Source organism: Eisenibacter elegans DSM 3317, from assembly GCF_000430505.1.
Classification (GTDB): domain Bacteria; phylum Bacteroidota; class Bacteroidia; order Cytophagales; family Microscillaceae; genus Eisenibacter; species Eisenibacter elegans.
In genome coordinates, this window is record NZ_AUMD01000011.1 from 394,361 (window position 1) to 418,694 (window position 24,334).

Annotated in this window: 20 protein-coding genes; 6 read left to right on the top strand and 14 right to left on the bottom strand. The window is 47.9% G+C overall.

All coding sequences use genetic code 11. The features are described from left to right. Positions 1 to 80 precede the first annotated feature (80 nt). On the top strand, positions 81 to 425 hold the full coding sequence (gene rplT / locus G499_RS0102395; RefSeq protein WP_026998616.1) for a 50S ribosomal protein L20: 345 nt from the start codon (positions 81 to 83) through the stop codon (positions 423 to 425). 229 nt (positions 426 to 654) lie between these two features. On the opposite strand, the gene G499_RS0102400 is transcribed toward rplT, so the two are convergent. Next, positions 655 to 1,866: an MFS transporter gene (locus tag G499_RS0102400; RefSeq protein ID WP_081413622.1), complete on the bottom strand. Its 1,212-nt coding sequence runs from the start codon at positions 1,864 to 1,866 to the stop codon at positions 655 to 657. A gap of 188 nt (positions 1,867 to 2,054) precedes the next feature. Here G499_RS0102400 and G499_RS0102405 point away from each other — a divergent pair, with 188 nt between their 5' ends. After that, positions 2,055 to 2,471 (top strand): 6-pyruvoyl trahydropterin synthase family protein, encoded by a 417-nt coding sequence (locus tag G499_RS0102405; protein ID WP_026998618.1) that lies wholly within the window; start codon positions 2,055 to 2,057, stop codon positions 2,469 to 2,471. A 74-nt stretch (positions 2,472 to 2,545) separates the two neighbouring features. Here G499_RS0102405 and G499_RS0102410 read toward each other — a convergent pair whose 3' ends face one another. The 4 genes from G499_RS0102410 to G499_RS0102430 all read right to left on the bottom strand — a co-directional run bounded on the left by G499_RS0102410 (position 2,546) and on the right by G499_RS0102430 (position 9,674). Next, positions 2,546 to 3,358 (bottom strand): hypothetical protein, encoded by an 813-nt coding sequence (locus G499_RS0102410; RefSeq protein WP_026998619.1) that lies wholly within the window; start codon positions 3,356 to 3,358, stop codon positions 2,546 to 2,548. 141 nt (positions 3,359 to 3,499) lie between these two features. After that, the gene (locus G499_RS0102420; RefSeq protein WP_026998620.1) at positions 3,500 to 4,804 is read right to left on the bottom strand and encodes a RagB/SusD family nutrient uptake outer membrane protein; all 1,305 of its coding nucleotides are present in this window, start codon (positions 4,802 to 4,804) and stop codon (positions 3,500 to 3,502) included. Between the two features lie 21 nt (positions 4,805 to 4,825). Next, positions 4,826 to 7,741: a SusC/RagA family TonB-linked outer membrane protein gene (locus G499_RS0102425; protein WP_026998621.1), complete on the bottom strand. Its 2,916-nt coding sequence runs from the start codon at positions 7,739 to 7,741 to the stop codon at positions 4,826 to 4,828. 328 nt (positions 7,742 to 8,069) lie between these two features. After that, positions 8,070 to 9,674, bottom strand: a complete 1,605-nt coding sequence (locus G499_RS0102430; protein ID WP_035726271.1) for a M28 family peptidase — start codon at positions 9,672 to 9,674, stop codon at positions 8,070 to 8,072. A 175-nt stretch (positions 9,675 to 9,849) separates the two neighbouring features. Here G499_RS0102430 and kdsA point away from each other — a divergent pair, with 175 nt between their 5' ends. Together kdsA and G499_RS0102440 are read left to right on the top strand one after the other, a co-directional pair. Beyond that, a complete protein-coding gene (gene kdsA / locus G499_RS0102435) occupies positions 9,850 to 10,680 on the top strand; it encodes a 3-deoxy-8-phosphooctulonate synthase (protein WP_026998623.1) in 831 nt (276 codons plus the stop codon). Between the two features lie 78 nt (positions 10,681 to 10,758). Further along, positions 10,759 to 11,790 (top strand): transaldolase family protein, encoded by a 1,032-nt coding sequence (locus tag G499_RS0102440; RefSeq protein WP_026998624.1) that lies wholly within the window; start codon positions 10,759 to 10,761, stop codon positions 11,788 to 11,790. 137 nt (positions 11,791 to 11,927) lie between these two features. Here G499_RS0102440 and trmD read toward each other — a convergent pair whose 3' ends face one another. The 7 genes from trmD to ggt form a co-directional block, all read right to left on the bottom strand. After that, positions 11,928 to 12,605, bottom strand: a complete 678-nt coding sequence (gene trmD / locus G499_RS0102445; protein WP_026998625.1) for a tRNA (guanosine(37)-N1)-methyltransferase TrmD — start codon at positions 12,603 to 12,605, stop codon at positions 11,928 to 11,930. Between the two features lie 11 nt (positions 12,606 to 12,616). Further along, positions 12,617 to 13,183 carry a ribosome maturation factor RimM gene (gene rimM / locus G499_RS0102450; protein WP_026998626.1) on the bottom strand — a complete coding sequence of 189 codons (567 nt, stop codon included), beginning with the start codon at positions 13,181 to 13,183 and terminating at the stop codon, positions 12,617 to 12,619. A 40-nt stretch (positions 13,184 to 13,223) separates the two neighbouring features. Beyond that, complete coding sequence (locus tag G499_RS0102455; protein WP_026998627.1) at positions 13,224 to 13,604, bottom strand: DUF423 domain-containing protein; 381 nt, start codon at positions 13,602 to 13,604, stop codon at positions 13,224 to 13,226. Between the two features lie 26 nt (positions 13,605 to 13,630). Then, positions 13,631 to 14,251 carry a hypothetical protein gene (locus tag G499_RS18440; protein WP_161627676.1) on the bottom strand — a complete coding sequence of 207 codons (621 nt, stop codon included), beginning with the start codon at positions 14,249 to 14,251 and terminating at the stop codon, positions 13,631 to 13,633. Positions 14,252 to 14,823: 572 nt separating this feature from the next. Continuing rightward, positions 14,824 to 16,764: a threonine--tRNA ligase gene (gene thrS / locus G499_RS0102465; RefSeq protein ID WP_026998628.1), complete on the bottom strand. Its 1,941-nt coding sequence runs from the start codon at positions 16,762 to 16,764 to the stop codon at positions 14,824 to 14,826. A gap of 297 nt (positions 16,765 to 17,061) precedes the next feature. Continuing rightward, a complete protein-coding gene (locus G499_RS0102470) occupies positions 17,062 to 17,472 on the bottom strand; it encodes a hypothetical protein (RefSeq protein ID WP_026998629.1) in 411 nt (136 codons plus the stop codon). A 200-nt stretch (positions 17,473 to 17,672) separates the two neighbouring features. Continuing rightward, the gene (gene ggt / locus G499_RS0102475) at positions 17,673 to 19,385 is read right to left on the bottom strand and encodes a gamma-glutamyltransferase (protein WP_051295847.1); all 1,713 of its coding nucleotides are present in this window, start codon (positions 19,383 to 19,385) and stop codon (positions 17,673 to 17,675) included. A gap of 294 nt (positions 19,386 to 19,679) precedes the next feature. Between ggt and G499_RS0102480 the strand changes: the two genes are divergently transcribed. Both G499_RS0102480 and G499_RS0102485 read left to right on the top strand, forming a co-directional pair. After that, on the top strand, positions 19,680 to 20,273 hold the full coding sequence (locus G499_RS0102480; RefSeq protein ID WP_154658287.1) for a SiaB family protein kinase: 594 nt from the start codon (positions 19,680 to 19,682) through the stop codon (positions 20,271 to 20,273). An 18-nt stretch (positions 20,274 to 20,291) separates the two neighbouring features. Further along, entirely contained in the window at positions 20,292 to 21,068 is a 777-nt protein-coding gene (locus G499_RS0102485; RefSeq protein WP_035726438.1) for a Rossmann-like and DUF2520 domain-containing protein, read from the top strand. A 93-nt stretch (positions 21,069 to 21,161) separates the two neighbouring features. On the opposite strand, the gene G499_RS0102490 is transcribed toward G499_RS0102485, so the two are convergent. Together G499_RS0102490 and G499_RS0102505 are read right to left on the bottom strand one after the other, a co-directional pair. Next, positions 21,162 to 22,274 (bottom strand): Ldh family oxidoreductase, encoded by a 1,113-nt coding sequence (locus tag G499_RS0102490; RefSeq protein ID WP_051295848.1) that lies wholly within the window; start codon positions 22,272 to 22,274, stop codon positions 21,162 to 21,164. A 399-nt stretch (positions 22,275 to 22,673) separates the two neighbouring features. Then, positions 22,674 to 24,236 carry an OmpP1/FadL family transporter gene (locus tag G499_RS0102505; protein ID WP_026998634.1) on the bottom strand — a complete coding sequence of 521 codons (1,563 nt, stop codon included), beginning with the start codon at positions 24,234 to 24,236 and terminating at the stop codon, positions 22,674 to 22,676. Positions 24,237 to 24,334 lie beyond the last annotated feature (98 nt).

Here is a 24,334-nt window from a genome sequence, read left to right on the forward strand (position 1 = left end):
TATCACATTGTTTCACAGACGTTTGGTACTAAGTATGGCGCTTAACAGCACATCGCCAAGGGTCGAAATCATCTCCTAATATGCCACGTTCGGTCAATTCCGTAGCTTCTAGAGCGAGAAGAAAAAAGACGCTACAGCGCGCCAAAGGTTTTTTTGGCCGTAGAAAAAATGTATGGACGGTTGCCAAAAATGCCGTCGAAAAAGCATTGCTATACGCCTACCGCGATAGAAAAGTAAAGAAGCGTGCCTTCCGTAGCTTGTGGATTCAGCGTATCAACGCCGGAGCACGTCTACACGGTATGTCATATTCTGTGTTTATGAACAAGGTGAGCCAAAGCAATATCCAGCTCAACCGTAAGGTATTGGCTGACCTTGCTATGAACCACCCTGAGGCTTTCAAAGCTGTGGTAGAGCGCGTAAAATAACCCGCCACACAGACTTGCCCTATAATGATAGCCCTTCCGAAAATATTTCGGAGGGGCTTTCTGTTTTGGAGCTTCAGGGGATACCATACGCTCAACAAGGTATCCCAAGACTCACCTGATATGAGAATTTATAGCGGTCTGATTTTGAGATGGTGTAGGTTTGGGGAGCTTCTCCTGCTATTGTTTGTGCTAGCGTGTCCTCTAGACACAAGCATACCTGAAGGCGGTATTATAGGTCTAGATGTGTGCGGGATGATCCGATGGTTTTCTTCTTGGGCAAACAAGTATAGAGTAAGGCCAGCGTTGTGGCTCCGGCACAACAATGAAATGTAAGGGGGAAGTTGGCTACTTGGCTACCATACACCCAGGCCGAACCCAAGGCTCCCAGGCCGATACCCAGCTCTAGGGCAATAAAAATAGTACCCATAGCACGCCCTCTATAGTTGGGGTGGCCGAGATCTATAGTCCAAGCAAAGAGCGTTGGGGAGTTCATTCCGGAGAAAAAACCAAAAAACACAGCCGCCATCACCAAACCCATGGTGGTATCTACGAAGCTGAGAAATACAAAGGCAGCAGCCATACCGAGGTTGGCTACCCTGACAACAATCACCCGACCGATGCGGTCAGAAACTTTTCCGGCAACAACCCGCACCACCAAGGAAGCAAGGGTAAAACTCATAAAAAACAGCCCTTTATCAGCGCCTAAGTGCTCGCTAAAATCAGGTAAGACCGTCAACACAGCACCAAAAGGCATCGCACTCAAGAGCATCACAACCGAAGGACGTGTTACACGGGGCTCCCATATTTCCTCGCGGCGAATACGGAGAAGCGCCCACCGAAAGGGTTGTTTCTGGGCAACTGTTTCGCGCATCCTTAGGAGTACCAAGCCAGCTAATAAGGCTAGGGCTGAGGAGGTGAAAAACAAGATTTCGATAGAAAAAAAACGGACAATCATACTGCCTATGGCCGGCCCCATTGCCATCCCAATGCTATTGGCCAAGCCTAGTATGCCCATCGCCTCGCCACGTTTCTCGAATGGCACAATATCGGCTAAGTAGGCGGAGTTGCCGGTAGGCGTAAAGCCTGTCGAAAAACCGTGGACTAACCGCAAAACCAAAAAACCCAATACAAAATTGAGCACTGGGTAAAGCAATCCAGCCATAAAACAAACCGCCACCCCAAACATCATCACCGGAATACGGCCTATGGTATCGGCAAGCTTGCCACTAAAAGGCCTTGAGATGGCTGCTGTAGCTGTAAAAAGGGCAATAATCAACCCAATATAGGCTTCGCCGCCCAAGCTGCGCAAATAATTGGGCAGCTCAGGAATGAGCATATTGAAACTAGCAAAGAAGAGAAAAGTACTCAGAAAAAGTAAGCCTACCTCAGCGGTGTATACGCTTTTCTGGGTAGGTGGCGGTGGGTATATGGTTGGGCGCATGAGCGATAAATCCAGTACGGGCTGCAAAGATACAAAGATTGCAGCGCTTTTGTTTCGACTAGCCCAAAACAGGTGAAATGAAGCAGGCTTAGCTGTTGTTTTTTTTGTAAATTTGCACCCGCAATCATCAAAGTGCGGATATTCTATTTGAACGAATCAGGTAGCAAAAGCTTTTGCACAATAAAACTATGGTATACGTTTGCAGAAAAGAGCATTTCAATGCGGCTCACCGTCTATATAACCCGGCTTGGACCAAAGAAAAAAACCAAGAGGTATTCGGCATTTGCTCCAATGAGTACTTCCACGGCCATAATTTTGAGCTAATCGTAACTGTCAAAGGGCATCCACAGCCTGATACCGGCTGTGTGATAGATCTCAAAGTATTGAGCAGTATCATCAAACGAGAGGTAATAGACAAGCTCGACCACCGAAATATGAACATCGAAGTTGATTTTTTGCAGGGCAAAATTCCGAGCTGCGAAGTAGTGGTGATAGAGATTTGGAAAATCTTGGCTAAAGCCTTAAGCGACTACCCACACGTACAGTTGCATAAGTTGCAGTTGTTTGAGACCAACAAAAACTTTGTGGAGTATTACGGAGAATAACCAAGGCTTACCAATTGTTAGAAAACAAAGTTTGGGTCATCTCGGCAGTTCCGTGATGACCATTTTTTGACAGACTACTTTTCAAACAATTGATAGCTCAACCAAGTGCGGGTATCTGTATTGTACAGCCAAAGGCGGAGGTTGTCATAAGCTACCCTAAAAGACATATCTACGGGAGCATTGGAGGGTAACGTGATTTTCTGGGTCAGTGTGCCGTTAGCCTTATCAAATAAGTATACCGCTTTTTGGGCATAGTTAACTAGCCCCAACTCGTGTTTTTTCTTCCCAGTGTAGAGCATACTCGTAACATTGAAAGAAGAAAAGTCTTCTCCTGCGGGCAATTGTAAGGTATACGTACCGACTTTGCGCATCGTGCTGCGGGTGTAGCGCGTGATAACGCCTTCGTCTTCATAAAAAAGCACTTCTTTGGCCTCTGTGTCATAAACAGCGCAGGTTTGGTTTTCGGGGCGTGCCAGCTGCCCAAACAGGATATTGCTTTCCTTGGTCATTGGGTAGCCCTTGCTGTCGAGGGGGATTGTTGCGAGGCCGGCAGAGTTATACAAGTTCATCTCCAGTTGGCGGCTATCGGGGTTCCACCAAAGGCCGCGTGCATCTTGCCCAGTTGGGGTTTGGTATAAGGGGCGGCCTTGACCATCAAACACTTCCATCATAAAGTTGGCATTGCCAGCAAAAACAGTGTAATACAAGCTCTTCAGAGGGTTATAGGCTACGGCAGCGCCATTGTAACCACGTTCTTTTTCTTGAATAACTAATGTGAGCCCTTGTTTGGCAGTACTGATAGGCTTGACCGGCTTACAGGCCGATAACACGGCAAAAGCAATCAAAAAGCTTAAAATAACCTGTTTTTGAAGCTTGAACTGTAACATAGGGGAGCAATTCATTGGGTGGAAAAATAAGCCTTTGCAAGCCGAAATACTTAGCAATATTACACAAGCTGCTGCGCTCTACAAAATGATAGGCTTTTTTTGATAAAAAATACCCCGACTAAGCGGGGTATTTTATTCTGGTTATTCGTTCAGAGGTATGGGGAACTGTTGATGTACAATATCTCCTGGTCGGTCGATGGGTACATTAGCAGCATTGAGGCGGTTGTATCGGCGGAGGTCAATCATCCGATGGCCTTCTAGCCAGAGGGAATAGCGTCGTTGGCGAAGCAGCTCATCGATGAGGGCGGCTTGATCGACAGTGCCGCTATAGGCTGCTAAGCCTGCTGCGCTTCTGATGGTGTTGAGAATCGTAACAGCACCAGGCAAGTCGCCAGTTTGTATTTTTACTTCGGCATCAATGAGTGCGAGCTCTTCATTACGAATAAAGGGGATAGGAGTCGTATTGGTAGGGTATAAATTCTGGATATGAGTCCCTGTAAGCCCATCTACGTCTCTAGAACCTCCAGGACGTAAGCGTGTTTTGTTTGTTACACGTGTATCACCAACTGTGGCATCTGTGAGGAATGAAGGGTGTACGTAGATGTTATCCGATGCCTCTCCATAAAACATAGGATTTAGGAAGTCGTTGGGTGCGGTAGAGAACACAAATCGAGGTCCAGCCTGTAGGTCTCCCCCGACAGTATAAAACGAAGCTGCCAATAACGCCGGTACATCAGCCCATCGTTGTTGGTATACGGCCACCCTTGCGGCGAGCGCACGATTGATTTGTTTGAATGTGGCCGGAGTGTTAAATCCATTGTATCCACTAGAGAGGCTGAAGGGGAAAGCCTCACCGGCAGCATCCAAATCTACAACAGCCTCATTGAGGAGATTTCGGATGGCTGTTAGGGCGGCCTCTCGGGTCAGAAAGGGGCCTAGAGCTGTCGGGTTGGCTACATCAACACGGATACCGTTCTCATGCAACATATTTAGGACAATTAAGAGACAGTGTGCTTTGACAGTTCTGGCAAAACCCTTATAACCGTTTTTTTCCGAAGCATTGACAAGCGAGCTGCGATCGGCAGCCTCTATCAACAAGTTGGCGTTCTTGATAGTCCGGTAAGCATTATTGTAGGGAGATGTCAGATAAAATGTATTATTGTCTAACCTAGTTCCATTAGCCCCAAGTAAGTCCTGAACATTACGAGGGTCAGCATCAAAGAGATATGCCTCGCGCCCAATCACAGCGACAGACTTTAGGAACACATCATAGCCAACACGCATATGCGCCTCGGTACCTTTGGCAAGGTTATTCAACTCTACCCGAGAGGCATTTTCTAGGAATCCATCTACGCTGGGTCGGTTGGGGTCAATGACACGCTTCAACTCACAGGAGCTTAAAAGCGCTACCAAGAATATGGCAAAATAAATATGTAATGATTTCATAAGAGTCGAGTTTGGGATTGTTTAGAAATTAGCCACTAGGTGAAAGAATGCCCTGCGTGCTGTTGGGAATGGAGCAACCTCAATTCCAGTAGAAAGCCCTGCACCACCTTTGGTAGAAACCTCAGGATCATAACTACTGTAATTGGTAAACGTCAATGGGTTGTATGCAGATACGCCTATCTTTAAGCCCGTAAGTGTATTGCCAAGATTTTGGCGTAGGAAATCGCCCTTAAAGCGATAATACAAAGAAACTTCTCGTAGGCGTATGTAGCTTGCATCTTCAATGTATCTGATAGTTCCGACTGTATTGCGTCGGGCGATACCCGCAGGGGTATCATAGTCAGCACTAGTTCGCCCTATTATATCTGTCAATAAATTTGTCAAGTTGAGGTTATTCCCTCCCTCCTTCCAATGCCATAGGAAGCTTAGGTCAAATTGCTTAAAGAAAGTTAGAGAGTTCATCCAGCCGAGTTGGAAAGTAGGCTCGACATCTCCTACGGTAATAGTTTCACCAAGAGAATTTATGCCTTTAAGCTGTGTAACAGGTCTGCCTTCTTCAATGAAAAAAGTACCAAGTCCTAAGCCGAATGCCGATCCGGCAGGTGCAAAAGCAGGAACATCTAGGCGGGTAACTTTGGAGCGGTTAAACCAGAAGTTGAAGGTGGTGTTCCATACGATGTTCTCGCTTTTCAATACTGCAGCACCCAAAGACAGCTCTATTCCTTGGTTGACTAGGTCGGCAAAATTTCCAAACTCGCTGGTGAAGCCCGAAGAAGCTGGGGTGCTGCGCTGTAAGATTAGGTCAGTTACATTACGGTTGTAGTATGTAGCTTCTAAGAAGATGCGGCTCTGCAAGAAACCAATGTCTACCCCTGTTTCAAACTCTTGTGCGCGTTCGGGTTGTAAGGCCGTGTTGCCAGACTGAGGGCTGATGATAGAGCCACCTGTGCCTGCGATGTTATTGGGGTTAAAGCCGGTAAAAGTGGCCCCAAAAATGGCGCTACTTCCTGTTTCGCCATAGGCTGCTCTTAGCTTGAACTGATTGATTGGGCTGATAGTCCAAAAATCGAAGTTGGCTAGGTTCAGGGCTAATGAGGCTTTAGGAAAGGCATAATAGCGGTTAGGTTCTCCGTTTCGGGTAGACTTATCTAGGCGGATGCCGAGTGTGGCAATGATTTTATCATCATAGTTAGCCTCTTGTTGGGCAAAAAAGCCAAAATCTTGTTCGAACTCTAAGGTTTGCGCCAAAGATTGTGCACCAGACTGCCCAAGCGTGGTCTGTCCGGGTACCAATTGTGTTGCTTGATTGTATATCAAATCACGATCGATACGCAAGGTCGTAAAACCAGCCTGGGTGGTCAAGTCTAGCTGATTGTTCATGGCTGAGGCATTAAACACCAACAAGCCTTGATAGTTGGTATTGAGCACCTTGTTATTGCCCACGCCCAAAAAGCCATTTTGTACTCCGCGTTGTGCTTGGTGTGTTTCGGGAACAAAGACATAGGTTTGATGAGAAAAGTAATCCAAACCACCGCTGATGGTTGCTTTTAAGAACATATTATCGCGGCGAAGGAGGTTGAAGTTAGTCCTGATGCTTTGAATAGTACGGTAAGTAGTTTCTTGGTTTTTGGCCAAATCCCTAACCAATAGGGGGTTACCCGAAGCATAGGGGTTGTCTGGATAATTCCCATTGACAGGCATCAGCTGCGCCCAAGGACGGGTAAAGGCTAGGTTGTAGCCGTAGCTTAGTCCGCCTTCATTTTCATTGCCAGTGAAACCTCGATCTGCATTGCTGTTGACAAAGCTAGAACTCACAGCAATATCAAAGAAATCAGATACTTTATGATCAATATTTAAACGCAAAGAGAGACGACGATGACCAGTAAAGCGGATAATCCCTTCTTCGCTGCGGTATCCTCCTCCGACATAAAACTTGGTTTTGTTATCGCCACCTACAGCCGTAAAACGTGTATCAGTAATAAGACCAGTGTTGCCATAAATTTCGCGCTCATAGTCTCTCAGTTGTCCGGCATTGCGGGCAGCTACAAACCGCTGCCGCTCTACTTCTCCAAAGTCAGCCAAAACACGATCTTCGGTAAAGTCTCGTTGCCCCAAGAGCCGAATTACCCTTGAGCCTCCGATATCTTGTGAGAACGTAAACTTTGTTTTACCGGCTGAGCCGCGCTTTGTCGTGATAATAACAACCCCAGCGTTGGCACGTGTTCCATAAATTGCGGCGGCTGATGCCCCTTTCAAAACCTCGATGCTCTCAATATCTTGTGGATCTATATCGGCCATACGGTTGGAAGTATTTTCTTCGTTGCCGGCGTTTGCCCCTGAGGCAAAACGCACCCCGCTGGGTAGCTCTGAGTTATCCATATATACCCCGTCTACAATGAACAGGGGTTGATTTTGCCCTACAATAGAGGAGATACCGCGTAGGCGTATTGAGATGCCGCCCCCTGGCGCGCCAGAGCTTTGGGTAATATTAGCTCCTGTCAGCTTGCCATATAGTGCTGCATCAAAAGTGGCAGGGTTGGTTACCCCAACCAAATCTTGAGCGGATATAGTCGACACTGCATTGGCTAGATTGGAGCGTTTGACACTCGTAGCTAACCCCGTAACCACTACTTCATCCAGCTGTCTGTTGTCATCAGCCAGGCTGATGTTGATATTACTTTGGTTACCGACAGTAACCTCCTGTGAGGCAAATCCGATAAACCTAAAAACCAAGACATCACCCTCATTGGCATTGATACTATATTCACCATTCATACCGGTAGCCGCCCCTTGGGTGCTGCCTTTGATAAGAATAGTAACTCCGGGTATTGGGTTACCCTCTGCGTCTGTTACAGTGCCTGTAATCATACGTCCTTGCCCAAAAACAAGTCCGCAGCTAAGCACCCAAAAAAACAATAAGCGTAAAATGTGTTTCATAGGACTTTAGTGAATTTTTTGAAATTATTGTTTGGAGAATTTACCGGCTTTTTAGGCGGGCTGTAGATGCAATGCTAATGCTACATTTTATAAAAAACAAAAAATATGCATATTTTTTTATATATAAAATATTTATACAAAATATTATTCTGCCATATCAATTAAAGTCGAGTTATTGGGATGTAAGCAGTATTTGGTTTTAGAGGTGTTTAAAATGAGTGAACTTAATCAAATATAGAAATAAATAAGTGGCTGACTTGTTTAATAAAAAAAGCCCTGAGGTGGGCTCTCAGGGCTTTTTCAACAAGTGATTAGCGATATTTTTTACCTACTTATCCACCTTTAGTCGTTCTTCTCTGTTGGCGATTTCCCAGGCGGTATGGAAAATAAGTCGGGTTATTTTTTCCATTTTTGGGAAGTGTATCTTCTCTACAGTATCTGTATGCTGGTGGTAGTCGGGGTGTACGCCATTGAAGTAGAAAATAACTGGTATGCGGTTTTTAGCAAAATTATAGTGGTCGGAGCGGTAATAAAACCGGTTAGGGTCATTGTCTCTATTGTATAGATAATCGAGCTTGAGCTGGGTATAAGTATCATTGGCTTTTTCGCTTAATTGATGTAGCTCTGTGGAGAGCTTATCAGAGCCAATGAGATAGATATAATTAGGGTCATTCTTGCGGATATACTCTCCACCGATGCGGCCTATCATATCGATATTGAGGTTGGCCACTGTGTTTTCGAGGGGGAAAATGGGGTTGACATCGGTGTAAAATTGCGAGCCAAAGAGCCCGATTTCTTCTCCGGCTACAGTGATGAATAAGATACTACGGCGGGGGCGGTATCCTTCGGCGGCAGCTTTGGCAAAGGCTTCGGCCATCATCATTACGGCTACTGTTCCGGAGCCATCATCGTCAGCACCATTAAATATTTTATCCCCTTCCATCCCTACGTGGTCATAGTGTGCACTGATGACAAGCAGCTCGTCCTTTTTATCTGTTCCTTCCAAAAAGCCCAATACATTTTCGGTATCTCGCTCTATCTCCCAAAGTTGCTGGAGTGAGAGGGTGGCTTGTTGGGCAGTAAAGGTTTCGGCAGTCGTTTTGCCGCTTTGGCCTATTTTTTTACGTTGTGTTTTGAGCTGGTCAGCAGTAGTATTGAGCCACTGCGCCGCTACACTGGCGCTCACCACCAGGACAGCAGGCGACTGAGGGTAGGGGTTATACAAGTTCGATGGGCGCTTACGCTGTTGTGCTTTATATTGGCTATAGGCTGCGCCAAGGTCTTGGTCGTTGTCGCCAGCAATGATAATCAGCCCTTTGGCTCCACGGCTTTGGGCGGTTGCCAACTTGGTTTCCCAGCGAGCTGCTTCCGATTCTTGCGCCGCTCCCGTAATACGAGAGTTGGCGTTGGCATCTAGTGGTTCGCCCTGATAACAAATGACCCACTGGCCGTTGAGCTGCTCTAATGCTTCATAATCGCTGTATTGTGCCGTATGAATGCCATAGCCCACAAATACAGGTTGTAGCACTGTGGCCGGTGTCTGATAATCAGAAGGACTAAAAAAATCTTTGCCATACACAAAGTCTTGGCCGTTGAGGGTCAACGTACCTTCAGTACTTTTTTTACGACCTATCTGAAATCGCTGAAAATAGCTATTCCCCTCTGGGGTAGGCACTGGAGCAGCCAGCCCTACAGTCTTAAAATGTTGGCGGATGTAGTCAGCAGCTTTTTTTTGACCTTTGCTACCGGTGTCTCGTCCTTCCATACTATCGGCAGCGATGACGTGTAGGTGTTTGGAAAGCGCCTCTTGGGTGATGACCTTGGCGTAGCGGATGGCGGTCTGGTCTTGCCCTGATGCCGGTACAACCACAAGCCAAAACATTGCCCAGGCGATAAATAATGTGCCTAGGTTTTTGATATAGTATTGTTTCATAGAAGTAAATCGTTTTTCCAAAAATAAAGCAATCTCTTCGGCTTTCCTAAATCAGCTCCCCAAAAGCGCCCCTTGTTCACGATTTTAGAAAAACTTTCTTTAACTTTGAGCCGTTTGTGAATCTCTTGCCCAAGGTCTTGATTACTCCTTACTTTGGGCCTAATACAACACCAATATGGCTCTAAAAAAAGTACAAGTAGGCGATATTTCTTGTGGGGAAGATGCCCTCTTTCTTATTTCTGGTCCCTGTGTCATCGAAGATGAGTCGATTATGATGCAAACCGCCGAGAAGCTCAAAGAAGTGTCTGAGCGCCTAGGCATACAAGTTATTTATAAGTCTTCGTTTCAAAAAGACAACCGCAGTTCTTTGGATTACTACCAAGGTCCCGGCCTCGACGAAGGACTCAAGATTTTGGCACGTATCAAGGCCGAATTTGGCTTCCCACTCCTGACCGACATCCACAGCGCTGATCAGGCTGCCGCCGCTGCCGAGGTCATTGATGTGTTGCAGATTCCGGCATACCTCTGTATGCAGACCTCGCTGACAGTAGCTGCCGCCAAAACAGGGCGTGTGGTCAACCTCAAACACGGGCAGTTCCTAGCCCCTGAGAATATGAAGCACCCTGTCAAGAAGATTGAAGCCAGTGGCAACAACCAAATCATCTTGACCGAACGCGGCTATACTTTTGGATACAATGACCTGATTGTAGACCCTCGTAGTTTTTATCACCTCAATCAAATGGGGTATCCTGTCGTATTTGACGTAACCCACGCCATCCGCAAGTATGGTATCCCAAGTGCTGATGCCAAAGGTGGAGCGCGTGAGTTTTTGCCTACGCTTGCCCGCGCCGGAGTAGCTTCTGGGGTCGACGGCCTCTTTGTCGAAACACACCCCAACCCTGAAGCCGCACTCTGTGATGCTGCCAGCCAACTCTGTGTAACAGACCTCGAAGAGTTTCTCAAGCCTTTGCTCGAAATTCACACGGTCGTGCGTCGATATACCTAGTTATTTAGCGCTTAACGGCCCGGTGGCTTGGCGCGCCTTTTTGTACAAATATTTACCCCTTAATATTTTTCAGCAATTATGGAACTATACCTCGATTCTGTCAACTTTCAAGAAATAGAAGAGGCTTTCCGTTTGGGCTTTCTCAACGGCCTAACTACCACTCCTACTTTTATGCACCGTGAGGGCATCAAGGATATTGATGGCGCTATCGTCAAATTGTCTAAGATGGTACCTGTATTGCAGATTGAAGCCCTTGGCGATACTGCCGAAGAGATTTTGGCAGAGGCCGAGCGCCAGTTGGCTTTAGGTTTGGACGTAAACAAGACCGTCTTCAAAATCCCTGTGTCTAACGAAGGCTTGCGCGCCTGTAAAATGTTGCGCGACAAAGGCCTGATGGTCAATGTGCACCTAGTCTACACCCTCGCGCAGGCCTATATGGCGATGCAAGCCGGAGCGACGTATGTCTGCCCATTGGTAGGACGCTGGCAAGACCAAGGCCACGATGCTATTGCCCTTATAGAGCAGTGTGTCGATACGGTCGAGCGTTATGGATACGATACCAAGATTATGTTCTCGTCTGTACGCCACTCAGAGCACGTTCGTACAGCCATTATCAGTGGAGTACACACCATCACCGCGCCTTGGAAGGTGATGAAGACCTTGACGGCCAACCACTTCACGGATGTTGGAACAGACCAGTTTGTACGCGACACCGAACTGATGACCACCCGTGTACGCGAAGTAATCGCCACCGCCAACCCTGTTATCAAAACAGAAGACACTATCTTCAGCGCCCTGAGCCAAATGACTAGCTCTGGCCTAGGAGCGGTAAGTGTGGTAGACGGACAGGGAGTGCTCGTGGGAATCTTTACCGACGGAGACCTGCGCCGCAAGCTCAATGAAGGTGGCCAAGCTGTACTTGACCAAAAAATGAGCACTATCCTCTCGGGCAAAGCTCCGATTCAAATCATTGAGCACGCCCTGCTGTATGATGCAGTAAGTGTATTCAAATCTGCTCAGGTGGACAACATTGTTGTGGTTAACGACAAAAACCAACCTGTAGGGATGATTGACATCCAAGATTTTGTCAAGCGCAATTTGATTGGCTAGTCTTACCGGCTTCTTATTTCCAAAAAGCCCTGTTGTTTTCTTACAAACAACAGGGCTTTTGTATGAAGATGGGATACAAGGGCAGCGTTTTGTAGCGTATACGGGGTTGATTGTGTGGGTTTTGGCAGTGTGCGAAATTACTCTCCCAACAAGTCTGGGCGGCGCTGACGTGTTCGTTGGATGGCCTGCTGCTCACGCCACTGACCGATGCGCTTGTGGTCGCCGGAGCGCAGGATTTCGGGTACTTCTAGCCCCTCAAAGCTCGCAGGACGGGTATATACCGGCGGTGAGAGGAGTTGGTCCTGAAAGGAGTCTGTCAGGGCGGAGGTCTCATCAGAAAGCACACCCGGAATCAGGCGAATCACCGAGTCGGCCACTACAGCCGCTGCCAGTTCTCCCCCCGAGATTACATAATCTCCGATGCTGATTTCACTCGTAACAAAAAGCTCACGGGCGCGCTCATCGATGCCCTTATAGTGCCCACAGAGCAGGATAAGGTTTTGTTTGAGCGACAGCCGGTTAGCCGCTGCCTGAGTATAAGGTACACCGTCGGGCGTAAGATAGATAACCTCATCATAGTCTCGTTCGGCTTGTAGCCCCCGGATACACTTGGCGATAGGCTCTACCATCAAGACCATTCCTGCGCCGCCGCCAAACATATAGTCATCTATTTGAGCTTGTTTGTTGATGGCGTAGTCGCGCAGGTTATGTAGGTGTACAGTCGCTAGCCCCTTGTCTTGTGCACGCTGCATAATAGAATGGGCAAAAGGACTGACGAGCAAGTCAGGCACACAAGTGATGATGTCGATACGCATAAGGCAGGCGGTTATTCTTCGTCTAAGTCGTCAGGAGTTTCTTTAATATCTTGCAAGTAGATGTCTACCAAGCCGTCGGGCAGGGTTACATAAACACATCGGGCGGCTTTATCTACGCGCTGTATCATTGCATCCACTGCCGGAACCAACACTTCTGAGCCTTGGGGGTGTGCTACTCCCAAGATGACCTGCGGCGTACTATCATAAATAGTGGCTACGGTGCCTACATCGCCTAGGGCTTCGTCTTCGACCCTAAAGCCCACTAGCTCGTGGTAGTAGTAATCGTCGTCGGAGAGGGGGGGTAAGGCCGTCAGGGGCAAATAAAGCGGCAAGCCTACCAAGGTTTCTGCTTTTTCGAGGGTATCTACCTCTTCGAGCTTAAAGATGGCATATTTGCCTGAAATGCGCACCCGCTCTACAAAATGAGGAACCAAGGCCCCTCGAACCATCAGCAATACCGCCTCTAGCTGCTGATAATCAGCGGGGTTATCTACATCCAACACTGCCGACACCTCGCCTTGTAGGGCGTGGGTTTTGGCGATATGGCCAATGGCATAATAATCGTCTAATGAGGGCATATTTTCTGAACTATAATTTGCGATAAAATATTTGTTGTGCTTATTTCCAAGGCTGTGAGGCAATTCCCCAAAGCAAAAAAGCCCAACCCAAAATCAATCCTACACCCCCAATAGGTGTAACAGCTCCCCACTTGCCTACATTACTCAGCGAGAGGATATAGAGCGAGCCAGAGAAAATCAGTACGCCCACCGTAAAGGCATAACCGGCATACACGAATGCCTTGGCGGCTGTTTGCCAGAGCAAGATACCTGTAATGAGCAAGGCTAGGGCGTGGTAAAACTGATATTTCACCGCCAGCTCAAAGGTATCAAGGCGTTGGTTGGCGCTCAGCATCGCCTTGAGGGCGTGTGCGCCAAAAGCACCCAGCCCAACGGCCAGTCCGCCAAGGAGTGCTCCCAGAAGTAGGAATATTTTTGCCATAAGAGGAAGTGTTTTGTGCTAATTTGTTAAAATATGAAGCCAATTCCGGTTTCGATAAGGTCTTGCTGAGGAGTCAGTGCCTGAGTCGCTCTATTGAAACGGTATTGATAATTGGCTTTGAATACAATGTTTTCGCGGGGGTTAAAGTTCATCCCTACTGTCCAAACATCTAAGTCGTTGGCTGAGCGTGGCAAAGCCTCAAGCGCTGGCAACACGTGTTGGTGCGTGTTGAGGCGTTCATACCGGGCAAACAAGCTAAGTTTTACGCCTTGGCTGTCATAAAACCAGTTTTCTCGATGGCGTTTGGGGCTTCTACACAGCCAAGGCCATAGGTCATAACCAGCCTCCAACAAGTAGCCAAACGTTTGGGCTCCCAACACTTGGCCTTGTCCGGTTTGTTGGCGTGTCAACTCGTAGATTTTATCTGTGTCGCTCAAACGCCCGGCAGCGCCAACGGTTACAAAACGAAAGCGTTCGCGCTCATATTTGGCATAGCCTGTCCATAGTTGGATATTGGCGTTAAGCCCCGTTTGGCTGTTATCAGGATTGATAAATAGCTCACCTTGGCCGGAGTCGCCAAAATAGCCCGAGAGACTGAATGTCCAATCTCGCAACCCGGTATATGATAGTGTGGTAAGCCAATCCACAATAACACATAAACAAAAAAGCAACTCCAGATAAGTTGCATTGGGTAATAGAGAGTCAATCGCCTTGACATTGTTAAACATTTAGGGTAATGGAGAGACTTTTTAGCAGTCTATGTACGAACGCAAAGATACGAAAATTTTGCTAAGCCTTTGATACCAAGATTTACTGCAAATGACTTACCAGATGTGCAAGGTTTTGCTTCAAAGCCTCCGAAGAGGCAATTTCTTTGGGGAGTGTATGTATGGAAAAATCCTTGGGAATCAAAAAAAACGCACTCTGTGAGGCCTCAAATCAAGTAAGCTTGTTTATGTTATAGAACATTGTTACCCCGAGGTTGGAGGTTGCTTACAATCTTGCTTCGAGGCCAAGGTGATGTTTCCAAAAACGTTTGGTGTTCTGTTAGGATAATAAAGTTGTCGTTGGCAATTGATTTTAGCCACTCCCTTTCCTAGAGGGCATAAAAAACTTAGGGGGAGTGACAAAGTCAACTCGACCCCTAAGATCCTTCAACCAGCTATGAGCTACAAAGGTGGATGATTTTATGGAGAAAATCAAGCCTTTGTGCTATTTTTTATTGTGCAATGGCGACTTCTTCGACAAAGCGCTCCATAAAATCGGTCAACGACATACTGCCAAGGTCTCCTGTGCCGTGTCGGCGAACAGAAACCCCGTTTTCGGCTTGTTCTTTGTCGCCTACGATGAGCATATACGGGATTTTTCGGACTTCGGCATCGCGAATTTTACGTTGGATTTTCTCGTCGCGCTCGTCTAAAATACCTCGGATGTCTTGCTGTGCGAGGCTTTGGTGTACTTGGCGAGCATAGTCGTGGTATTTTTCCGAAATGGGCAACACGGCGATTTGGTCAGGTGCGAGCCAAAGCGGGAAGTTACCCCCACAGTGCTCTATCAACACGGCTACGAAGCGCTCCAGCGAGCCAAAAGGCGCACGGTGAATCATCACGGGGCGGTGTTTTTGGTTGTCTGCTCCGATGTATTCGAGCTGGAAGCGCTCCGGTAGCTGATAGTCTACCTGAATAGTACCCAACTGCCAGCGGCGACCTAGCGCATCCTTCACCATAAAGTCTAGCTTGGGGCCATAAAAAGCCGCCTCACCATACTCTACCACTGTACGCAGGTTTTTGGCTTCGGCCACTTCTTGGATTTCGCGCTCGGCGCGATCCCAGTCTTCTTCGTGTCCGATGTATTTCTGGCGTTCGGTTTGGTGGCGCAATGATATTTGCGCCGTAAATTCCTCAAAGCCAAGCGCATTGAAGACATAAAGCACCAAGTCAATTACTTTGGCAAACTCATCTTTTACTTGGTCGGCACGGCAGAAGATATGCGCATCATCTTGGGTAAAGCCACGCACACGGGTCAGGCCGTGTAGCTCGCCACTTTGCTCATAACGATAGACGGTACCGAACTCTGCCAGACGCAACGGAAGGTCTTTGTAAGAGCGGGGTTTGGTCTTGTAGATTTCGCAGTGGTGCGGGCAGTTCATAGGCTTGAGCATAAACAGCTCGTCCTCTTCGGGGGTATGAATAGGCTGGAAAGAGTCTTCGCCATACTTCTCCCAGTGGCCAGAGGTCTCATATAGTTTTTTGCTGCCGATGTGAGGCGTTACGACAGGATCATAGCCGGCACGTACTTGTGCCTTGCGCAAAAACTGCTCTAGGCGCTCGCGCAAGAGGGTACCCTTGGGCAGCCATAAGGGCAGGCCTTTGCCTACGTTTTCTGAAAAGGCAAAGAGTTCTAGTTCTTGGCCTAGCTTGCGATGGTCGCGTTTTTTGGCTTCTTCGAGTAGTCTGAGGTACTCTTTCAGCTCTTTATCTTGTGGGAATGCCACCCCATATACACGAGTGAGCTGCTTTCGGCTTACATCGCCGCGCCAGTAAGCTCCGGCCACATTCATCAGCTTTACGGCCTTGATAAAGCCCGTATGTGGGATGTGTGGCCCACGACAGAGGTCTGTAAACGCACCTTGTTGATAAAAAGTAATGTGTCCGTCTTGTAGCCCTTCGAGGAGTTCGAGCTTATACTCATCCCCTTTTTGCTCAAAGTAGCGGATTGCCTCTGCTTTAGAGACTTCTGAGCGCAGGTACTCGTTTTTTTGGCGGGCAAGTTCTAGCATTTTCTGCTCAATTTTCTCAAACTCTTCTTGTGAGAGTATGCGCCCTTCGCCGAGGTCAATGTCATAATAAAAGCCCGTTTCGATAGCGGGGCCGATACCAAACTTCACTCCCGGATAGAGGGCTTCGAGGGCTTCGGCCAAAAGGTGAGCCGATGAGTGCCAAAAAGTGTTTTTCCCTTCCGTGTCTTTCCAGGTGAGCAGCTGCACGGTGCTGTCTTGTTGGATGGGGCGGGTAGCGTCCCATACTTCTCCGTTGACCTTAGCGGCCAACACGTTGCGCATCAGGCCTTCGCTGATGCTTTGGGCTATTTCTAGCCCGCTAACCCCTTGCGGATAGCTACGTACGCTTCCGTCGGGCAGGGTAATATTGATTTGACTCATAGAGTGGGTGATTATCGCTTGTGCATCTTCGGCCTCACAAACAGCCCAAGCCTACACAGGCGTTGCCAATAAGCATTTGTTTGTACTACAAATGTGAGAAAGTTTTGGCATAAATCATAAAGTTGTGTGGTGGCAAACTCAACTAGGAGTGTCAGCTTGTTTTTTTATTCGCAATTGTACACTTTTCTGACTATGGCCAATAAAATAAACATTAAACAAAACCTAGGACAACATACATCCCCTCACAAGCGACTTGTTGGGGGCTAGTGAGGGAAGGTAGGAATGTCCAGAACAAGCTTATCGTTTACGGACATAGCTGTTGAGGCGCTGTGTTTCATCTCCAATGACTAAGGAGTCTTGGCTCAACACGAGGATGGGTTCTTCAAAATAAACACCTGCATCATCTACAGGAGTGTAGGTAATCTTGCCGTTTTCGAGTTTGTAGCGATATACGCCCATAGGGCTGAGATCGATGGTGTTGTCAGGCTTGAACTCCAATACTTGGCCCATCATTGCGGTTGTATCAGTATTGTACCAAATCCCCTCAAGCGGATTGTCAGACTTTGTTGGCGTTGTCGATGTTGGAGACGTGAGGCTGTCGGTGGTTTCTAGTGACTCGGTCTGTGTGCCAGCGGTGTTTTTGGAACCACAAGCAGTACCAAGTGATAGGCCTATCAAACAAAGTAGGATAAAAACAGGATATTTCATTTATTTAAAGAATTTGGGTTAAACAAGTCTTGCAATATACTTGAAAGTACACAATAATCCTCTACCATTTTACCGAAGATGCTTTTTTTTTACCAACCCTCAGAAGCGTTTGATAAAGCCCTCTGCAGCTTCGACCAACAACAGTAACAAGACATCCCAAAATTAATGGGGCGATGTCCCTTTGCTGAAAGTCAAGGCGATCAATATCCGGCGGCGTGGCCGTCTTTGCGTGATTCTGAAGCACCAAGATATACCTTCCGCTGTGCGTCATACATAATCGCTTGGTAGCCTCCATAAATCCCATATGCAAAGCCTACTTTATGTCCCATAGCCATCAGTTGGCGGATGGTCGCATAGTCGAAGCCATGCTCAAGAGTGATTTGGCCTCCGGCAGCATCTGCAGGGATGCCCGTAGGGTCTACCGAGCCATTGTGGTCGATGCGGGGTGCATCGCCTGCCTCCTGCAAATTCATCCCAAAATCTATCAGGTTCATCACCACCTGTACGTGCCCCAAGGGCTGAAAATCGCCTCCCATTACACCAAAGCTTACCCAAGGCTTTCCGTCTTTAGTGATAAAGCAAGGGATGATGGTATGAAAAGGGCGTTTGCCGGGCTGTAGCGCATTGGCGTGGGTGGGGTCAAGGTGAAACAACTCGCCTCGGTCTTGAAGCATAAAGCCCAAACCCGGCGGCACCATCCCCGAACCCATCCCGCGATAGTTGCTCTGGATGAGCGAAATCATCATCCCGTCTTTGTCGGCTACGGTCATATAAATCGTTTCTCCAGCCGTGATATTGCCTGCTCCATAACTGCGCCCTGCTCGGCTGGGGTTGATCAGCGCCCGGCGTTCTTCGGCATACTCCTTACTAATCAGCTCTTGTACGGGGACTTTTACAAAATCCATATCGGCATAGTACTTGGCTCGGTCTTCAAAAGCTAGTTTTTTGGCTTCCACAAAATAGTGGATATGCTCAGCAGAGCCAAAAGAAATTTTGCTAAAATCGTAGCCTTCGAGGATGTTGAGCATCTGAAGAGAGGCAATTCCTTGGCCGTTGGGGGGCAGCTCCCATACATCATACCCACGATAATTGGCCGATACCGGGGTAATCCACTCTGAGCGGTGTGTGGCAAGGTCTTCGTAGCTCAACACACCACCTTGTTCTTGGATAAACCCCGCAATGGTGCGTGCCATCTCTCCTTTGTAAAAAGCATCGCGTCCGCCTTTGGCCAGTTGCTTGTAGGTATTGGCCAAAGCCGGGTTTTTGAAGATATCCCCCTTCGCTGGTGCTTGGCCATTGGGTGCATACACATCGGTTACGTTGGGGTATTTACCCAAAAAAGCGATTGAACGCTCCAAATAAAAGGCAATCAGCTCCGTAACGGGAAACCCCTGCTCGGCATAGCCAATGGCTGGCTGTAATACTTGACTCATTTTGAGGCGGCCAAACTTCTGGTGTAGCTCAAACCAACCATCCACACATCCCGGCACACTAACTGGCAGTGGACCGTAGGCGGGGATTTTGTCCATCCCTCGCGATGTAAAATAATCGATGTTGAGCGCCTTGGGAGCGCGCCCGCTAGCGTTGAGCCCATAGAGCTGCTGTGTCTTGGGATCCCAAACGATGGCAAATAAATCACCCCCAATACCACAACCAGTAGGCTCCATCAAGCCTAGTGCCGCATTGGCCGCAATGGCTGCATCAACAGCACTGCCCCCTTGCTTGAGTACATCAAGGGCGATTTGGGTAGCCAATGGATGGCTTGTAGCAGCCATCCCGTTTTGAGCGATGACCTCTGAGCGGGTCGCAAAAGTGCGCCCCGTAACACGGTCTTGGGCAGATAACCTAACACCCAAACTTAGAAAACACACAAGGCAGAGGGCTGCCCATCGGGAATAGTATGGTAGTAACATAAGCATTTGGAAAATATATCATTGATTGGAACTGCAACTAGCCAATCAACAAATTAGTTAGCAAAATGGACAAAGAGGTGTCTATAGACAAGTTAGTATTTTTGATGATAACTACCCAAACCCCAAGCTTTTGATAAGACAAACAACCACTCTTGACGACATAAGTCCACTTCTGGGAGATGAAAACTACATTTTCATCGATTATCTTTCATAAAGATGCAAAAGCTATGGTTTTTTACTAGTTTTGGTAAATTTTTTGCCACTCTTGGGCTAATCATTGTTTGTTCATTATTTATGCAGATGCTCCCTCCTTTTTACGCATACTATAAAGCGCTAGCCCGTCAAGGCCTAGTCATAGCTTATCGCGGCCCTATTACGGATGTAATGATTGCGGAGCTGAGCCGAGAGGTGCGCCAAAAAACAGCTCATACCCCAAAAACTGGGAAAAAAGTATTTGCGGTCTTTATGGAGTTGACACAAAATATGCTCTATTACTCCGCCGAGAAGACATATTTTGGGCAAGATCCCAACAGCATCGGAATGCTTTTTTTGAGCTTTGACCTACAAGAGGGCTATACTTTTGGGTGTGGCAATTTAGTCGAAAATCCCTACGTACCCGAGCTAGTCGAAAATTGCAATATCATCAACTCACTAGATAGGGACTCGCTGCGCGATTATAAACGCCAACAACGAAATGCCCCTCAAAGAGAACGTAGCCGTGGCGCAGGCATAGGGCTTATTCAGTCAGCCATTACTGCCGACAATCCACTCGATGTTGTTTTTACAGAAATGAACGAACGGTATACCTTGTTTGAACTGACTGTCAAAATTGATATGCTCGACAGCCTCGAAGGTGACGAAAACCAAGCGACTGCTGATACAGACTAACTAGCCCGACTATTGGCCGTGAAAATATCACTGATTGGTGCCGGTAATGTAGCTTGGCATTTGAGCGCAGCCCTCGAACGCGCCGGACATACGATTGAAGAAGTATACAGCCGCCAAAAGACCAATGCCGAGCGGTTGGCCAACCGACTGCGCTGTGCTCAAGCTACTGATGACCTTGATTTGAGAACAAGCAAGGCTCAACTTTTTTTACTCTGTGTGGCTGATGATGCCTATGAGCTTGTATTGTCCCGACTCCAATTGCCCCAAAATACCCTTATAGCACATACCTCAGGAAGTTTGCCACTCGCTATTTTGGCAGCAAAACAAAGACCGGCAGGCGTTTTTTATCCCCTACAGACTTTTAGCAAGCAGAAAACAGTAGACTTTACCCAAGTGCTTTTTTGTATCGAGGGGCAAACACCCGAAGCCGAAAAGCAACTACAACTATTGGCACAAGCCCTCAGCCAACAAGTAAAGCTGGTTTCTTCAGAACAACGCCGTGTCTTACATCTAGCGGCTGTATTTGCTTGTAACTTCACAAACTATATGCTCAGCTTAGCAGACGAAATCTTGACTGAAAAAGGAGCTTCTTTACAATTATTGACTGCGCTGATTCAAGAAACTATCCAAAAAGCACTGCTCGATAGCCCACACACTGCCCAAACAGGCCCAGCCCGAAGGGGAGACTTGCAACTGATTGAAAAACATCTGGAAACGCTCCAACAAAAACCAGAGGCAGCCCAGGTATACCGCCTCTTGAGTGAGCTGATTGTAGACAAGTACCGTGCGAAGTAGGTGGTAGGTGTCCTATACCAAGATTCACAAGGATTATCAGCATACACATTTCCCCAATCATCATTGGTTGGGGAAATGTAGCCGTTGAAAAACCTATATTGCTTGTATCCACTCAATGCCTAGCTTTTGGCCAAGACTTTCAAGATCAGCCACCACAGGGGCTAAAATAGGGATACCTTTTTCTAGTCGTTCGGCCTCAGCAAGGCGCTCTGGCTCTCCCGGAATCAGTACACGTTTGCCCTCGATGGCCTTTGTTTGCTCAAAAGCGTCAATCCAGTTATCTATATGGCTTTTGAAGACCTCTGCCGGCTGGAACCCATCGATGCGCAAAGCGCCAAAAAAGTGCCCTGTACCTTTGCCTACCGGAGGCTGGCGCTCAGAAGTACTGCCAGCAGTAGCAAAAGGGGGCACCCAAGGACCATAGTTGGCTCCCGGCAATACCCCTGATAAAATGTCAACTACAGCACTCATACAATACCCCTTGTGGCTACTGCGCAGCTCATCGCTTCCTAGGGTCAGGAGCGCGCCGCCTTCTTTGGGAGCGTGTGGATTGGTAGTAGGCGCTCCTTGTGCGTCTTGCGCCCACCCAATAGGTGCTTCTTGGCCCTTGCGTTGCAAGATTTGAAGCTTGCCATAGGCGGCGGCTGTGGTGGCAAAGTCTGCTACTAAGGGAGGCTTTTGCCCTGCCGGAATAGCCACCGCTAGGGGGTTAGTTCCCAACATTTTTTCAATCCCAAAGGTAGGCACCGCCAAGGCGGAGGCGTGGGTAGTGGAGATGCCAATCATATCGTGAGCCAACGCCAACATAGCGTGGTAGCCGGCGATACCGTAGTGGCCGGAGTTGCGCACTGCCACCCAGCCGGAGCCTACTTGGCCGGCCTTGTCGATGGCTACCTGCATAGCATACTGCCCAATGAGTAAGCCAAGCCCTCGGTCGCCGTCAATTGTGGCCGTAGACGGTGTTTGGTGAACAATCTGCATTCGGGGGCGGGTGTTGAGCTTACCCATTTCCCATTGCTTTACATAACCTGACAGTCGCGCTACACCGTGGGAGTCGATGCCGCGCAAGTCAGCGGCTATCAAGACACGGGCGGCTTTGGTTGCGTCGGTATCACTACAGCCGATTTTGCTAAAAACTGCTTCCACAAAGGCTTGAAGCGCATCGGCAGCATATTGTTGAGTAGGGTTGGTGTTGTTAGAGGTCATACAGTTTTTGATAGGAAAATGCACAAAGGTGTATGAAGTATCGCGATATAAAGGTCTTATTGGCGGCTTTAGAGCTTGTCTAAGTTTTCAGCGCGGCACTCAAAACAGCTGATTTTTGCGCTGATTATAGGCAAAAAGCGCAGGCGCTTGTTTAGCCCACGATTTTAATCGTGGGAGGGCTACGGTGAGCATTTTTAACGAAGTAGCAGCCAAAAAGCGGCGTTTTGGTGTCGATGAAGAGCGTTTTAGACAAGCTCTTAGCCCACACCAACTACATAAAAGTAGCCCGACTACTGAAGGTAGGCTTCAGCTATGATGCCGCGAGAGACTGTATTTTGGTTTAAAATACGTTTTTTCGCGTCTAAGCCCACTGCTTCACTCGTGAGTGGTACACAAGCCCTAGAAATAGACCCCATATGTAAAGCCTATCCGAAACTGTTGGGTACGGATATCAGCAAAGGGCTGGGTAGCATCGCTGAGCACATAAGGTGAGTAGCCTGTTTGGCGGGTGTTATACATAGCCGACAAATCCCAGTAGAAGTTTGGCAGACGCTGGCCTACTCCGGCGGTAATGAGCCGTACTGAGCGGTCGATATCATCAATTGCATTGAAAGGGTCTCCATAAATGGCATATCCGCCGCGTAGTCGCCACCAACTTAGGCGGACTTCGGCTCCGATACGGTAGTTGAAGACCGGTTTGTAGAGACTTTGGATGGTGAGGTTGTCGTCTTCAAAAACCAAGGGGAACTCAGCGCTGCTTAGGCGCATTGTCGTATAGTCGATGTAGTCGATATCAGCACTTAAAAAACCTAACTTGCCCAACATAACAACAGCACCACCAGAGGCTTTGAGCGGAGTTTGAAGCCGGTAATTGAAGGAAGCCGGCAGGGTTTGAAATTCTTCAACAGGGCGCACGATACCATCGCCAAAGTCTGAGATATCATATCGTGCAATGACAGAGGTCTCATAGCGCTCGGTGAGGAAATAAAACGTGGGAAACTGTACAGAGGCACCTATGCGGAAGTAGTCCAGCGGGCGGACAATGACCCCCAGGCTTGAGGAAAAGCCCGTGCCCCGTGTTTCGAGAATCTCTTCCATTGTATAGGTTTCTAGCTCGCGCCGCTCGCCGGGTGCGTAGAGGATAGTTTCTGTAAAAGTCTCGGTACGGGTAGAGCGCAAGGTATTGACCCCCAGTCCTATACCAAAATAGAACCGATTGGCATAATTGCCCGAAATAGCTAGGGAAATATTGTTGTTGCTACCTTTGGTGATGATACTACCTGTTTGGCGAGCAGGTTGATCTGTTACAGGGGGGAAGTAGCGATTGTCAGGGTCGCCTTCGATAGGGTTTATCAAAAAAGCAAAATAGGTCAGTGCTTGAATAGATTCGATTTGCCCAAACTCCGCATCAAGCGCCGTCGCCGGAATCCCATCAGCAGCTTCGACAAAAGCGTCAAGGCGGTAGTTTTCGGTATTGATTCCTTCAAAGCTTTGTACATCGCGGTAGTTGGCTACTTGGTTGAGCCCGATAGCGACATTTACTCCGCGCCACACATTGGGTTTGGCATTGCCTTTCAAAAACGAAAAGGCTACACCAAGATTGGTTACGTTGAAGCCTAGACGGCTATCGGTAACATTGCTGCCTAGATAATTGGCATTGGAGGTATTGAGCATTTGGGTAGCGCCTATCGAAAATTCGGAGGTATTGAGCATCCCAATACCAGCGGGGTTGAGTGCTAATGCACTGAGGTCTGCGCCAAGAGCATTCTGAGCGCCACCTAGACCCTGAATGCGCGCTGAGCCAGTGCTGAAAGTCTGTGAAAACTGTAACGCTTCCCGATAATAACCCAAAGCTCCGGGCTGAATCAGTTGTTGGGCTACTGCTGTATTGCACCAGCATAGTGAGAGTATCACCATCAGGCCAATGTATTGTGGAGATGTGTAAGCGCGAAAAAATACCATAGCAATTTGGGGAGGTTGGTGTATTGATGAGGCAAATACTATCATTAAGAATAGCATTGCACTTGTTTCATAAACGGGTTGTTCTATGTTTTAGATTC

Bases quoted from the DNA above. Each gene is read 5' to 3' on its own strand.
- rplT (WP_026998616.1), top strand. From the start codon at position 81: ATGCCACGTTCGGTCAATTCCGTAGCTTCTAGAGCGAGAAGAAAAAAG.
- G499_RS0102400 (WP_081413622.1), bottom strand. From the start codon at position 1,866: ATGCGCCCAACCATATACCCACCGCCACCTACCCAGAAAAGCGTATAC.
- G499_RS0102405 (WP_026998618.1), top strand. From the start codon at position 2,055: ATGGTATACGTTTGCAGAAAAGAGCATTTCAATGCGGCTCACCGTCTA.
- G499_RS0102410 (WP_026998619.1), bottom strand. From the start codon at position 3,358: ATGTTACAGTTCAAGCTTCAAAAACAGGTTATTTTAAGCTTTTTGATT.
- G499_RS0102420 (WP_026998620.1), bottom strand. From the start codon at position 4,804: ATGAAATCATTACATATTTATTTTGCCATATTCTTGGTAGCGCTTTTA.
- G499_RS0102425 (WP_026998621.1), bottom strand. From the start codon at position 7,741: ATGAAACACATTTTACGCTTATTGTTTTTTTGGGTGCTTAGCTGCGGA.
- G499_RS0102430 (WP_035726271.1), bottom strand. From the start codon at position 9,674: ATGAAACAATACTATATCAAAAACCTAGGCACATTATTTATCGCCTGG.
- kdsA (WP_026998623.1), top strand. From the start codon at position 9,850: ATGGCTCTAAAAAAAGTACAAGTAGGCGATATTTCTTGTGGGGAAGAT.
- G499_RS0102440 (WP_026998624.1), top strand. From the start codon at position 10,759: ATGGAACTATACCTCGATTCTGTCAACTTTCAAGAAATAGAAGAGGCT.
- trmD (WP_026998625.1), bottom strand. From the start codon at position 12,605: ATGCGTATCGACATCATCACTTGTGTGCCTGACTTGCTCGTCAGTCCT.
- rimM (WP_026998626.1), bottom strand. From the start codon at position 13,183: ATGCCCTCATTAGACGATTATTATGCCATTGGCCATATCGCCAAAACC.
- G499_RS0102455 (WP_026998627.1), bottom strand. From the start codon at position 13,604: ATGGCAAAAATATTCCTACTTCTGGGAGCACTCCTTGGCGGACTGGCC.
- thrS (WP_026998628.1), bottom strand. From the start codon at position 16,764: ATGAGTCAAATCAATATTACCCTGCCCGACGGAAGCGTACGTAGCTAT.
- G499_RS0102470 (WP_026998629.1), bottom strand. From the start codon at position 17,472: ATGAAATATCCTGTTTTTATCCTACTTTGTTTGATAGGCCTATCACTT.
- ggt (WP_051295847.1), bottom strand. From the start codon at position 19,385: ATGTTACTACCATACTATTCCCGATGGGCAGCCCTCTGCCTTGTGTGT.
- G499_RS0102480 (WP_154658287.1), top strand. From the start codon at position 19,680: ATGCAGATGCTCCCTCCTTTTTACGCATACTATAAAGCGCTAGCCCGT.
- G499_RS0102490 (WP_051295848.1), bottom strand. From the start codon at position 22,274: ATGACCTCTAACAACACCAACCCTACTCAACAATATGCTGCCGATGCG.
- G499_RS0102505 (WP_026998634.1), bottom strand. From the start codon at position 24,236: ATGGTATTTTTTCGCGCTTACACATCTCCACAATACATTGGCCTGATG.